This window comes from Deltaproteobacteria bacterium (assembly GCA_020848745.1).
Lineage (GTDB): Bacteria > Desulfobacterota > Binatia > UTPRO1 > UTPRO1 > UTPRO1.
On record JADLHM010000001.1, the window covers coordinates 1 to 13253 of the forward strand.

The window sequence follows — 13253 nt, forward strand, 5'->3', positions numbered from 1 at the left end:
ACCGTGAGCCGCCGCGAGCGCAAGGAGCGCGACCCGACCGCGTATCTGTGCGATACGCCGAGGGTCGCGCGACGCCGTCGATCGCGGATGGATCGCGATTCGCAGCCGAAACCGATCCGTGGCGCAGCCTCCTAGCGCCCGGGCGGCGCGGAGGCAAGCGCGGCGGCGGCCTCCGGCGTCAGGGCAGGTAGTACACCGGGTTCGGCAGCTTGAACGTGCGCTCGGCGAAGCCGCCGTCGAGATCGCTTTGCTGGTCGCCGAGGCTCAGCAGGATCGTGTAGCCCTCGTCGGCGAGGCGCCGACGTTCGGGCGCCTTGAAGTCGACCCCGCTCCGGAACTGCTTGTCGGCGGGCAGCATGATCAGACGATCCCAGGTGAATCCCTGCTCGCGGAGGTTGCGCTCGGTCACGGCGCGCACGTCCGGCGGCCGTCCGGTGAGGAAGAACACGGCGACGCCGAGTACGCGCGCGCGCTCGACGAGCCGGAGCGTCGGGAGGATCGCGACGCCGCCCGCCATGCCCTGCCAGGCGCGGATGCCGCAGGGCCCGTGCTCGAGATCGCAGGGTCCGTGGACGATGCGCGCCCAGCCGTTCAGGCGGTAGGCGCCCCAGTTGGAGAGCGCGGTCTCGTCGACGTCGAGGACGATCGCGGGACGTCGTACGAGCGGCGCGCGCTCGTCGAGCCACGCCGAGGCCGTCGCGACGACGCGCGCGACGTCGGCCTCGTAGCGTCCGGAGTCGAGGTATTCCGTGATGCGCCGCTGCGTCTCGTAGAGCGTGGGAACCGCCGCGGAGCGCTCGGGAGCGGGGCGCGCCGGCTGGCGCGCGGGCGCGCAGCCGAGCGCCGCGGCGGCGAGGGCGAGCGCGACGCCGCGGCGCGCGCGGCGGAGGACGGCGTTCGGGTGGGCGCCGCTCACAGCGGCGTCGCCGCGAGCTTCGCGTAGCCGTCGAGGATCGGCAGCACCTCGGCGCGCGGCTTCGGGGGGACCCAGAGATTCACGCGCGTGACGCCGGCCCCGGCGAACCGCCGCATCACCTCGGGGTCGGGCGGTGCGCCGAAGACCGACACGGGGAAATCCTCGGGCCGCTTGCCGGCGGCACGGGCGCGCTCCGCGAGGTCCTTCGTACCCGAGAGGATCTGGTCGGGATTGAAGCCGATCGGGATCCAGCCGTCGCAGAAGTCGACGACGCGCTGGCGCGCCCTCGGGGTGTCGCCGCCCATGAGGATCGGCGGGTGCGGCTTCTGGACGGGCTTCGGCCACGACCACAGCGGGTCGAAATCCACGAACTCCCCGTGGAACTCGGCCTCGTCCTTCGTCCAGATCTCCTTCATCGCGAGCACGCGCTCGCGCAGCAGCTTCCAGCGCGTCTTGAAGGCCGTGCCGTGGTTCTCCATCTCCTCGGCGTTCCAGCCGCCGCCGATGCCGAAGAGGAGCCGGCCGTTCGAGAGGAAGTCGACGCTCGCGACCTCCTTCGCGGTCGTGATCGGATCGCGCTCGACGACGAGGCAGATGCCGGCACCGACCTTGATCTTCTTGGTGACGGCGGCGGCCGCCGCCAGCGTCACGAAGAGGTCGTGGGTGCGCGCATACTCCTTCGGGAGCTCGCCGCCGCCCGGATAGGGGCTCCGCCGGCTCGCCGGGATGTGGGTGTGCTCGGGGAAGAAGACCGACTCGAAGCCGCGCGCCTCCGCCTCGATCGCGAGCTCGTCGGGACGGATCGCGTAGTCGGCCGCGAACATCAGGATGCCGAAGTGCATGACTTCCACCCTCCTCTGGCGGACTCACGTAGCGGACGTTCCGCTTCGAATCCACTTCGGCGGCACGATGAGGGGAGTCGGGCGCCCGGTCATGCGGCCGCGCTCTGCAACGCCGTGCAGAGCTCGGTCAGGGCCTCGTGCAGACCCTCGCTGACCAGATGCGGATCGGGCAGCAGCTCGGGACAGGCCAGCACGCCGACGTAGAGGCGCCCGAGGTAGCTCCATGCCGTGACGTTCAGCGCGGCGCCCTGGATGATGGGGCCGACCGAGTAGATCGCTGCGAGGCGGCCGTCGGACCAGCCGAGGGACTCGCGCGGTCCGGGCACGCACGAAACGATCAGGTTGACGGGCGGGCGATGGCGATCGGCGATCCGCCACCGCGAGTACTGCCGCACACACCAGCCGAGCAGCCGCGGCGGCGCGTATTCGGCCCATGCGCGATAGAGCTCGGGTCCGAGCGTTTCATGCTGCGCCTTGTCGGCTTGCATGCCTTCGTGGATCGCCCGCAGGCGCGCGATCGGGTCGACGACGTCGGTCGCGAGCGACGTGAAGATGTTCGACAAGCAGACCGGCCACCGACAGGCCCCACGGAATCTGGAGCACGAGCGGGAACACCGGCGTGCGAATCCGCTGCATGCCGAGGAGCCGCCCGATCCATTCGCCGCGCGTGACGACGATGAGGGAGTCGTGTCCGCCGTGCGACACGACGGGCACGACCGGCACGTGTGGTCACGTATCCGAACGCCACCTGCGCTTCCGGGTCCGCGAATCCGAGCGAGCCGCCCGCTCCGGTGTGCCCGAAGGCGCGCGGGCCGCAGGCCGGCGCCAGCATCGGCGATAGCATGAACCCCGCGCCGTAGCGCGTCGGGAGCAGCAGCACGCGGTCGGGTCCCTCGGCGTGGACGCGGGTGGCGGCGGCGACGGTCGCGGGGGCGAGCAGCCGGGCGCCGTCGATCTCGCCGACGCACGTCGCGTAGAGCCGCGCCAGGGCGCGCGCGCTCGTGACGCCGTTCGACGACGGCATCTCCGCCGCGAGGACCTCGGGCCGATTCCACATCTCGTCGTACGCGAAGAGGCCGGACGGTCCGCTCATCACGCGCTCCATGAGCGAGTCGGCGGGGATCCACGACAAGAGCCCGGGGGCTTCCGGGGGGAGGATGCGGGCTGCGCGCGACAGCTCGGCCGCCGGCAGGCCGACCCAGCAGTCGAGGCCGAGCGGCGCCGCGATCTCCTCGCGGAGGTAGGCGCCGAGGGAGCGCCGCGTGGCCCGCCGCACGACCTCTCCGACGCTCCAGCCGTGGATACCGTGCGTCGCCAGGGAGGTCAGCCGAGGGCCTCGAGTCGTCCGTTACGCGCCGGCGCGCGCGAGTGTGGACACGCCGAGCGCCTCGCCACGCTCCTCGATCTCGCGGATCACGCGCTCGAGGTGGCGGTCGACGTGCTGCATGTACTCGTAGAGCCCCTTGTGCACGATCGCGAAGCCGATGGCGTCGGCGAGGCGCGAGGGGTTCTTCCAGAGCGTCGTGCCGAGCAGCGACAGCGTGAACCAGGCGCGGCGCGGGCTCGCCGCGACCACCGTGTCCCGGAGGATGCGGCCGAGCAGCATCCACTCGTCCTTCCGCACCCGGAAGCCGTCGCCGACCTGGCGGCCGCGGTTCAGGATGAACTCGAGCGTGCGCCGGCGGTAGTTCCGGAACTCGTAGAGATCGGCGATGAGCGTACGGTAGCCCTTGTAGAACTCGATCCGGCTCATCGCCTTCGGGAGGATGTTGGAGAAGATGAACTGGTCTCCCACCGACTCGGCGACCAACCGACCCTCCTTCGCCATGCGGTCGTGGAGCGGCGTCTTCGGCATCGCCTGCAGCATGCCGGTCATCGAGACGGGGATGCGCGCATCCTGGATGAAGCGCAGCTGCTCCGCGAAGATCGACTCGTCGTCGTGATCGAAGCCGACGATCATGCCGGCCTGCACCTGGATGCCGTACTCCTGGATCTTGCGGACGTTCTCGACCAGGTCGCCGCGCATGTTCTGCGTCTTGTGGGTCTCGAGCAGCGAGGCCTTCCGCGGGCTCTCGATGCCGATGAAGATCGTCGTGAAGCGGGCCGCGCGCAGGAGCTCGAGCAGCTCCGCGTCCTGCGCCACGTTCAACGACACCTCGGTGTTGAAGTGCATCGGATGGTCGTTGGCGGCGCTCCAGTCGGCGATCGCGCGCAGCAGCTCCTTGGCGTGCTTCTTGTTGCCGATGAAGTTGTCGTCGACGAGGAACACCTGCGTCGCGCCGAGGCGATGACACTCCTCGACCTCCGCCATCACCTGCGGCACCGACTTCACGCGCGGCCGACGCCCGTAGACGACGATGATGTCGCAGAACTCGCAGTTGAAGGGGCAGCCGCGCGCGAACTGGATCGTCATCGCGTGGTAGCGGTCGACCTTCAGGAGGTCGAAGCGCGGCGTCGGGGAAGCGGTGAGGTCCGGCTTCTCGCGCGGGCGGTACTCGGCGTACCAGTGCCCGGCTTCGAAGTCGGCGAGGAATCGGGGCCAGGTCTCCTCGGCCTCGTCCACGAAGAGCACGTCGCACCGCCCGTGCAGCTCCTCGGGACAGAGCGAGGCGTACGGTCCTCCGATCACGACGAAGCGGCCCCGGCGGCGGAACTCGTCGGCGATCTCGAGCATGCGCTGCTTGTGCACGATGTAGCCGGTGACGCCGACGATGTCGGCTTCGACGTCGAAATCGACCTCCTCGACGTTCTCGTCGCAGAGGGTGACCTCGTGCTCCGGCCCCGTGAGCCCCGCGACCGTCGGCATCGAGAGGTTCGGGAAGATGCAGCTCTTTCCGAGGCTCGGGAGGATGCGGTCGTACGTCCAGAAGCTTTCGGGGTTCCGCGGAGTGACCAGATGGATCTTCACGACGCCTCCCTTCCTCTCCGACGCACGGGGGAATCGACTTCGTTGCGCGGCACCCGGGGGGTCGGGTCGGACCGACGCTCCTATGTGGCCGCTCGGTTCGGGGGAGTCAATCGATGCTGACGGCAGCGTTTCCACTGCGGTATCGATCGCGCGGCCGAGGACCGAACGACCGCCCGCTGCTCGGGACCACCCTCCGCCGGCGCTGACATCCGTCATCGCCATTGCCGGTGCCGCGCACTGGCGGCCGACCGAGCGGTTGGGGCAGGTGCTGTCGTGATGATCCGGGCCCGCTTCGAGGTGGCGGAGGACGACTGCATCGGCTGCGGCCTCTGCGAGAAGCGGGCGCCGGAGAACCTCCGGATGCCTGCCGGCGGGGTCGTCGCCACCGTCGTGAAGCAGCCGGCGGACGAGGCGGAAACGTCGGCGTGTCAGGAGGCGGCCGACTACTGTCCCATGGGGGCTCTCCACCCCCTCGAACCGAGCTGACGGCACCACCGTGGGCTCGCCGCAACGAGAGAGGTGGTCATGACGCTCGACGAGATCGTGGTTCCGATTCGGACGCTCTGGAAGTTCGACTACGACGCCAACGTGAAGGCCCTGCGCGACCTGTACGAGGTCGCCAAGAAGCAGCAATGGAATGCGGCCACGGACGTACCGTGGCACCTCGAGACCGATCCCGAGGCGGTCGGCGTCATCCCCGGCCCGGGGGGCGATCCGCTCAAGGAGTTCCAATTCATTCAGGACCTGCCGCCGCGCCAGAAGGTGGAGCTCGACAAGCGCCGCTCGGCCTGGACCCTCTCCCAGATGCTGCACGGCGAGCAGGGCGCGATGCTGTGCTGCGGTCAGCTGGTCGACGTGATCCCGGACATGGACGGCAAGTTCTACGCCTCGACGCAGGTCGTCGACGAGGCGCGCCACGTCGAGGTCTTCCACCGCTACATCCAGCGCCTCGACCGCGTCTACCCGCTCATGGCGCCGCTCAAGAGCCTGCTGAACGCCGTCATCAGCGCGGAGCTCTGGCAGATGAAATGCGTCGGCATGCAGGTCATCGCCGAGAGCCTCGCGATGGGCTCCTTCAAGCTCATGAAGGCCGGGACGAAGGACGAGGTCCTCGCCCGCGTCGTGGATCTCACGGCGCAGGACGAGGCGCGCCACGTGTCGTTCGGTCTCATCTACATGAAGGAAGAGCTGCCGCGGATGTCGGAGGATGCGCGCACCCGCGTCGAGGATTTCGCCGTGGCCGCGCTCCGGATGCTGTGCTCGCCGGAGGCGCAGATGGCGTTCGGAGAGCCGCTGTTCGCGATCTTCCGCGAGGTCGGGATCGACACCGACGTCGCCATGAAGGAGATGCAGGCGAAGTTCCTCGACCCGGCGTTCCGCGCGCGCCAGCCGAATCCGTTCCGCGACTACGTCATCCCGCAGCTGCAACGGCTCGGGCTGATCACCGACCGGACGGCGCCCGCCTACCGCGAGATGGAGCTGATCCAGTAGCCCGGGGACCGGCGAGGCCGAGGGGAAGGCATCTCATGGCGTGGCGTCGAAGCACTCCGCGACGACGTCGCTCCCGCGCCCGTCACGCGGTGCGTTGCGATGGCGATCAGGACGCCCGCTCCGTGAACACCGGCGCGAAGCCGCCGCCGGCGGTGCGGAAGTTCGTCGTCTGCCCCTGGTAGAGGCGCGCCGCGGTCAGTTGCACGGCGCCGTCGTAGACGTAGGCGCGGACGTCGAGCTTGAGCGGCACCTCGCGGTCCTCGATGCGGATCGTGCGCTCGCTCGGTGGGACGATCTCCTGCGCGACGTAGGGGCGCGCGAGGATCGCGTCCCACGTCCCGCGCGTGAGCTTGTCGCCGCGGTAGGCCGCTTTGCTGCCGTACCCTTCGACGGGCTTGAAGAACCACCGCTTGCGATCGCGCCAGAGCTCGTCGGCGCGCGCCGGGTCGACCGCGATCGTGCGCGGCACGCCGTCCGCGAGCACGGCGATCGCGTCCTGCGCGACGCCCCAGCCGCGCAGCCGCTCCGGGTCGGAGAAGACGGTGAGGTGGCGCTTGTCGGCGTAGCGGGCCCAGGCGTGCGGGTTCGGCGTCAGGACGACGTGGCCGGCCTCGTAGGCGGCACGGAGGGCGGCGCTCGCGGGGGTCGCGAGGAGGAAGTCGGTGAGCCGGTTGTAGACCAGGTCGATGCGCTCGCCGCCGGCCACGAGCGCGCTCCCCTCGTGGCGGAGCGCGGCGACGTCGGTCACGGTCGCGCGCAGCCCGGCGCGTCGGAAGAGCTCCTGAAACAGCAGGAACTCGGGGTAGAGGTACTGCTCGGCGGGCGCCTCATCGACGATCGCGATCGACCCGAGCGGCGCGTCGCCGCGCTGGCGCCGCCATTCGGCGCGGAACATCGCGAGGAACGCGTCGCCGAGCGCCGCAGGAGAGGTCGCGGCTCCCAGCACCGTCTCGACGTCGGCGCAGCACGCCTGCTGCGCCGTCGCCAGCACGGTGTTCAGGAGCGCCCCGCCCGCGTTGGTGTTGATCTCGATCAGCGCCGGGCCGCGCCGTCCGAGGTGGAAGTCGTAGCCGAGGAAGACGCCGCGCGGGCCGGGGTCGCGGTGCGCGATCGGCGGGGCGAGGTCGCGCGTCCACTCGCCGAACGGCGCCGAGGCGATCACCGTTTCGAGCGCCGCGACGATCCGCGCGATCCGGTCGAGGTGGGCGCGGGCGAGGAACACCGGGCTCGACGAGAAGAGGTGCGGCCGGTCGCGCCGGATGTCGTCGTAGATGCCGTGCGTGAGGGCGCTCGACTCGAGCGCCCCGCGCAGCTTCGCCGCGTCGACGGCGATGCAATGGCAGCTCTGGTTGAGTGTCTCGAACGGGTCGACGGACTCGGGTGGGGAGGGCGCGGCCATGCGCGTCCGACGTATCACCGACCGGGCGCCGTCGAAACGTCGGCGCGGCGATCGGAGAGCCGCCCTCCGGAGGGGCGTGCGGCGGCGGGCCCGCCGGCGCGCGCGCTCAGGTCCAGGCCAGGCGCGCGCGCGTCGCCCAGTACGTTCGGGGCGGCTCGGCGAGCATGCGGAGCGCGGTGCGCGCCCCTTCGGCGAGCGGGCGCCCGACGGCGGCGACGTGTCCCGCGAGCTGCTCGGTGGTCGCCGCGCCGGAGAGCGCGACGTCGATCTCCGGCTGCGCCGCGACCCAGGCGAGCGCGAGCTCGGCGATCGTCGCGCCGGCGGCGGCCGCGATCCGCCGGAGCCCGGCGACGAGCACCGCATCCTCGGCCCGGTCGTTCGCTTCGGTGAGCCTCCCGTTGGCGTGCACCTCCTTGGCGATCACGCCGACGCCTTCCGCGCGGGCGGCGGCGAGGAGCGGCAGGAGCGAGGGCTCGAGCACGTTCACCGTCGCCTGCACCGCGTCGAAGACGCGCTCGCCGTCCACGCGCGCCCTGAGCGCGAGGGCGAGCGCCCGATCGGAGGTGGGACCGCTCAGCGACAGGCCGAGCGCGCGGCAGGCGCCCGCGCGACGCGCCGCCACCATCGCGGCGAGGAGCTTTCCGTCCTCGAGGCATCTCGACTCCGCGGTTGCGCTGTGGATCTGGTAGAGGTCGAGCCGTGCGCCGAGGAGCGCGCGCGTCTCGTCGAGCTGGTGCTCGAAACGGGCGAGCGAGAGCTCCTTCTCCTCGTGAACGGCGGCGTCGACGGTCCAGCCGGCGGTGTAGCGGTAGCCCCACTTGCTGCCCACCGTCATCGCGCCGGCGGGGACGCCGGGCGCGGCGAGCCAGCGTGCCAGGAACTCCTCGGCCCGGCCGTAGCTGCGGGCGACGTCGAAGTAGCGGACGCCGCTCGCCCATGCGGCGTCGCAGAGCTCGGCGGTGCGCGCGGCGAGCGCCTCGGGGGTGCGCTCGCGCGGCAGGTCGCGGGCGCGGCCGAGCGTGATGTACCCGGGCCGGCCGACCGCGGCGAGCCCGAGCCCGAGCCGCGACACGGTGAGCCCGCTGCCTCCGAGCGTCCGGAGCGGGATCACTGCATCGTCGCGAACGTGTTGCAGTCCGCGACCGTGCCGCGCTCCATGCCGCGCCGGAACCACTCGACGCGTTGCTCGGACGAGCCGTGCGTCCACGTCTCGGGGTTCACCCGCGCGCCGGCCTGCTTCTGGATGCGGTCGTCGCCGACCGCGGCGGCGGCGCCGATGCCTTCCTCCACGTCGCCGCGCTCGAGGATGTCGCGTTGGCGGGTCGAGTGCGCCCAGATGCCGGCGAAGCAGTCGGCCTGGAGCTCGAGGAGGACGGAGAGCTGGTTGGCGGCGTCGGGCCGGCGCTGCTGCATCTCGCGCACGCGCTCGGAGAGGCCGAGCACGTTCTGCACGTGGTGGCCGATCTCGTGCGCGATCACGTAGGCCTGCGCGAAGTCCCCGGGGGCGCCGAAGCGCTCGCGCAGCTCGCGGTAGAAGCCGAGGTCGATGTAGACCTTCTCGTCGGCGGGGCAATAGAAGGGGCCCATCGCCGACTCGGCGAAGCCGCAGCCCGAGCGGACGGTGTCGGTGAAGAGGACGAGCTTCGTCTTGCGGTAGTTGCGGGCGGCGACGGGGAACGTCTGTTCCCACGTGCCCTGCACGTCGTCGAGCACGAACGAGACGAACTCGACGAGCTGCTCCTCGTCGGGTGACGACTGGTACGGTCCGCTCGCCTCGCGTCCGCCGCTGTCGATGCCGCTCCCGGCGCCGAGGATCGAGAAGAAGTTCTGGCCGGTCGCGAGGCTCAGGACGAGGAGCAGGATGGCCCCGCCGACGCCGATGCGGAGGCCGCCGCCCGTGCCGCGTCGATCTTCGAGGTCCTCGCTCCGTCCGCCCGGGGTCCAGCGCATGCCCGGCAGCTAGCGCGGCAGGTGCGCGAGAGCAAGCTCGCGGCGTGGTGCGCGCCGTCGGTTGCAGCTCGTTTCCGTGCTTGGTACGCACGGCCGATGTCCGCGCCGCTCGTCGCCTGTCTCGACCTCGAAGGCGTCCTCGTTCCCGAGATCTGGATCGGCGTCGCCGAGGCGACCGGCATCGCGGAGCTCCGCCGAACGACCCGCGACGAGCCCGACTACGACGCGCTCATGCGCGGCCGGCTCGCCATCCTCGAGCGCGAGGGGCTCGGCATCGCCGACATCCAGAAGGTGATCGCCGGCATGCGGCCGCTCGCGGGCGCGCCCGCGTTTCTCGATTGGCTGCGGACGCGGGCCCAGGTGATCATCCTCTCCGACACCTTCATGCAGTTCGCCCAGCCGCTCATGGCGGCGCTCGGCTATCCGACGCTCTTCTGCAACGCGCTCGTCGTCGACGACGCGGGCCGCGTCCGCGACTACACGCTCCGCATCGCCGACGGGAAGCGCAAGGCCGTGATGGCCTTGAAGCTCCTGAACTTCCGCGTCGTGGCGGCGGGCGATTCCTACAACGACACGACCATGCTCGACGAGGCCGATCGCGGCATCCTCTTCCGTCCGCCCGACAACGTCATCCGCGACTTCCCCCAATTCCCCGTCACGCGCACGTACGACGAGCTGCGCGCGGCCTTCGAGGCCGCCGACCGTCAGACCGCCTGACCCGCGAGGCTTCCCATGCATTTCGACTACAGCGACAAGGTGAGGGCTCTCCAGCAGCGCGTCGGCGACTTCATGGAGCGGCACGTCTATCCGAGCGAGGAGACGGCGCTCCGCCAGTCGAACGAGGGCGAGCGCTGGCAGCCGCTGCCGATCGTCGAGCAGCTGAAGGAGAAGGCGAAGGCCGCGGGGCTCTGGAACCTCTTCCTCCCCGAGAGCGAGCTCGGCGCCGGGCTCACCAACCTCGAGTACGCGCCGCTCGCCGAGATCATGGGACGCTCGCCGATCGCGTCCGAGGCGTTCAACTGCTCGGCGCCCGACACCGGCAACATGGAGGTGCTCGTCCGCTACGGCACCGCCGAGCAGAAGAAGCAGTGGCTCGAGCCGCTGCTCCAGGGGAAGATCCGCTCCGCGTTCGCGATGACCGAGCCGGCCGTCGCCTCGTCGGATGCGACCAACATCGAGGCGAGGATCGTCCGCGACGGCGACGACTACGTCATCAACGGGCGCAAGTGGTGGACGTCGGGCGCCGGCGACCCGCGCTGCAAGATCATGATCTTCATGGGCAAGACCGCCCCCGACAGCCCGGACCGCCATCGCCAGCAGTCGATGATCCTGGTGCCCATGGACACGCCGGGCGTGAAGATCGAACGCATGCTCTCGGTCTTCGGCTACGACGACGCGCCGCACGGCCACGCCGAGGTGTCGTTCGACAACGTGCGCGTGCCGGCGTCGAGCATGCTGCTCGGCGAGGGCCGCGGTTTCGAGATCGCGCAGGGCCGGCTCGGGCCGGGGCGCATCCACCACTGCATGCGGACGATCGGCCTCGCCGAGCGCGCCCTCGAGCTCATGTGCAGGCGCCTCATGACCCGCGTCGCCTTCGGCAAGGAGCTCGTGCACCACAACGTGTGGCAGCAGCGCATCGCCGATGCCCGCATCAACATCGAGCAGTGCCGCCTCCTGACGCTCAAGGCCGCGTACATGATGGACACCGTCGGCAACAAGGTGGCGCGCGCCGAGATCGCGATGATCAAGGTGGCGGCGCCGCGCATGGCGCTCGCGGTGATCGACGACGCCATACAGGCGTTCGGCGGCGCGGGCGTGTCGCAGGTGACGCCGCTCGCGGGCATGTGGTCGGGGGTCCGGACCCTTCGCTTCGCCGACGGTCCCGACGAGGTCCACAAGAACCAGATCGCGAAGCTCGAGCTGCGAAAGTACGTGTGACGCGGCGCGCCTCGTTTCCCGGGGGCGGCCCGATCACGAGTGTGCGGGATTGACTGGCGCGCCGCGTGCCGGTCTCTTTGGTCCAAGTCTTCTCGTCTCCCAAGGAGGGCTCCCCATGCGTTCACCGATCAGGATCTCCGTCGGCGGAGCCCTCGCGCTCCTGATGATCGCGGCGAGCGTCGCGCACGCGGAGCCCACGCGCTGCAAGGCCACCGTCGTGCGCAACGCGGCGAAGTTCCTGCAGAGCAAGGCGACGGCGGTCGCGAATTGCGAGCGCGACATCGTGCTTGGCCGGCTGCCCGGATCGACCGACTGCCATACCGAGACGCGGGCCGCGGCGGCGATCGCCAAGGCGGCCGACCGGATGCGCGCGAAGATCGCCGGGGCGTGCGGCGGCGCCGATCAGGTATGCGGCACGCCCGACGGCGACGACGCGCCGGGGGCGATCGGCTGGGGGGCGGTCTGTCCGAACTTCGAGAACGGCGCGTGCGGCATGGCGGTCGCGCATTGCGGGGACGTGGTCGAGTGTCTCCAGTGCATCAGCGGGGCGGCCATCGATCAGGCGGCGTCGCTCTTCTACGACGGGTTCGCGCCGTCGGCGCCGAGCAGCGACGTGAACCGCTGCCAGCGCGAGATCGGACGCAGCGCGATCGCCTTCATGCGCAGCAAGGCGCTCGCGCTCGCGAATTGCTGGACGAGCGTCAACCTGGGCCGGGCGACCGGCCCGTGTCCGGTGCCGGGCGACGGCAGGGCCGCGAACGCGATCGCGAAGGCGGAAGCGCGCAAGGTCACGAACATCTGTCATGCCTGCGGCGGCAACGACGGCCGCTGCGACGGCGTCAGCGACCTGACGGCGGCGACGATCGGCTTCGCGTCGAGCTGCCCCGCGGTGACCGTCCCGGGCGGGGCCTCCTGCGCCGGCGGGATCACGACGCTGCAGGACATCGTCGACTGCGTCGACTGCGTCGCCGAGTTCAAGGTCGACTGCGCCGATCGTGCCGCGGTGCCGTGGGGCGCGGCGTATCCCGCCGAGTGCAATCTCGGCATGCCTGTAACGACACCGACTCGGACCGCGACCCCGGCCACGACGGCGACCCCGACGAGCGGCGCCGCGACGGCGACCCCCACCGTCACCCGCACTCCGACCCCGACCGCGACGACGCTCGCGCCGACCCCGACCGTCACGCAGACCCCGACGCCGGGATTGTGCGGCAACGGCCTGTTCGACGCGGGCGAGGACTGCGACGCGAGCGCCGGCGTCACTTGCCAGGCGGGCGCGAACACGAGCGCCGCGTTCACCTGCAGCCCGACCTGCCAGTGCGCGTGTCCGACCAAGGTGACGTTCACGGGCGACGCGAACGATCCGGCGAGCGTGCTCGATACCGGCTGGACCGGCATCTCGCACCGCGCGCCCATCATCTCGAACGGCGAGGTGACGCTCGCGCTCTCCGGGTGCAGCGGCATCAACCGGCCGTGCGGCGTCTGCACCATCAGCGGTCCGATCGCCAACCCGCAGGCGGGCGCCGGGCAGATCGACAATCACCGCTGCACCAATGATCAGTCGCGGCGCTGCACGACCGACGCGACCTGCACGCCGCGCAGTTGCTTCGGCGGCGCGAACCACGGCGCGACGTGCAGCAACGACAGCCAGTGCCCGGGCGGCACCTGCCCGGCCGCCGGCACGTGCCAGTGGTTCTTCGGGTCCAATCTGCCGCTCGCCGCGGGCGGGGTGACGACCTGCGTGGTGAATCGCTTCAACGGTTCGATCAGCGGCACGGCGAACATCGAGAGCGGCCAGTCGTCGAACAC

Annotated in this window: 12 protein-coding genes; 5 read left to right on the top strand and 7 right to left on the bottom strand. The window is 70.9% G+C overall.

What is annotated here, in order from left to right:
* Positions 1-178 precede the first annotated feature (178 nt).
* From IT293_00005 to IT293_00020, 4 genes are all read right to left on the bottom strand, one after another.
* Positions 179-916 carry an acid phosphatase gene (locus IT293_00005; protein ID MCC6763019.1) on the bottom strand — a complete coding sequence of 246 codons (738 nt, stop codon included), beginning with the start codon at positions 914-916 and terminating at the stop codon, positions 179-181.
* Positions 913-1758 (bottom strand): LLM class F420-dependent oxidoreductase, encoded by an 846-nt coding sequence (locus tag IT293_00010; GenBank protein MCC6763020.1) that lies wholly within the window; start codon positions 1756-1758, stop codon positions 913-915. Before IT293_00010 ends, IT293_00005 begins: the two co-directional genes overlap by 4 nt.
* Before the next feature lie 337 nt (positions 1759-2095).
* Positions 2096-3034 (bottom strand): beta-lactamase family protein, encoded by a 939-nt coding sequence (locus IT293_00015; GenBank protein MCC6763021.1) that lies wholly within the window; start codon positions 3032-3034, stop codon positions 2096-2098.
* Between the two features lie 72 nt (positions 3035-3106).
* Entirely contained in the window at positions 3107-4666 is a 1560-nt protein-coding gene (locus IT293_00020) for a DUF4070 domain-containing protein (GenBank protein MCC6763022.1), read from the bottom strand.
* Positions 4667-4942: 276 nt separating this feature from the next.
* Here IT293_00020 and IT293_00025 point away from each other — a divergent pair, with 276 nt between their 5' ends.
* Positions 4943-5152, top strand: a complete 210-nt coding sequence (locus IT293_00025) for a ferredoxin (GenBank protein ID MCC6763023.1) — start codon at positions 4943-4945, stop codon at positions 5150-5152.
* 39 nt (positions 5153-5191) lie between these two features.
* On the top strand, positions 5192-6157 hold the full coding sequence (locus tag IT293_00030) for a ferritin-like domain-containing protein (GenBank protein ID MCC6763024.1): 966 nt from the start codon (positions 5192-5194) through the stop codon (positions 6155-6157).
* Positions 6158-6263: 106 nt separating this feature from the next.
* Here IT293_00030 and IT293_00035 read toward each other — a convergent pair whose 3' ends face one another.
* The 3 genes from IT293_00035 to IT293_00045 all read right to left on the bottom strand — a co-directional run bounded on the left by IT293_00035 (position 6264) and on the right by IT293_00045 (position 9506).
* Complete coding sequence (locus IT293_00035) at positions 6264-7556, bottom strand: hypothetical protein (protein ID MCC6763025.1); 1293 nt, start codon at positions 7554-7556, stop codon at positions 6264-6266.
* A 106-nt stretch (positions 7557-7662) separates the two neighbouring features.
* The gene (locus IT293_00040; protein MCC6763026.1) at positions 7663-8664 is read right to left on the bottom strand and encodes an aldo/keto reductase; all 1002 of its coding nucleotides are present in this window, start codon (positions 8662-8664) and stop codon (positions 7663-7665) included.
* Entirely contained in the window at positions 8664-9506 is an 843-nt protein-coding gene (locus IT293_00045; protein ID MCC6763027.1) for a zinc metallopeptidase, read from the bottom strand. The genes IT293_00040 and IT293_00045 overlap by 1 nt, the downstream gene beginning before the upstream one ends.
* 96 nt (positions 9507-9602) lie before the next feature.
* Here IT293_00045 and thrH point away from each other — a divergent pair, with 96 nt between their 5' ends.
* From thrH to IT293_00060, 3 genes are all read left to right on the top strand, one after another.
* Positions 9603-10223 (top strand): bifunctional phosphoserine phosphatase/homoserine phosphotransferase ThrH, encoded by a 621-nt coding sequence (gene thrH, locus IT293_00050; protein MCC6763028.1) that lies wholly within the window; start codon positions 9603-9605, stop codon positions 10221-10223.
* A gap of 15 nt (positions 10224-10238) precedes the next feature.
* Positions 10239-11444, top strand: a complete 1206-nt coding sequence (locus IT293_00055; protein MCC6763029.1) for an acyl-CoA dehydrogenase family protein — start codon at positions 10239-10241, stop codon at positions 11442-11444.
* A gap of 115 nt (positions 11445-11559) precedes the next feature.
* On the top strand, positions 11560-13253 hold a 1694-nt coding region (locus tag IT293_00060; protein MCC6763030.1), incomplete at its 3' end, for a hypothetical protein.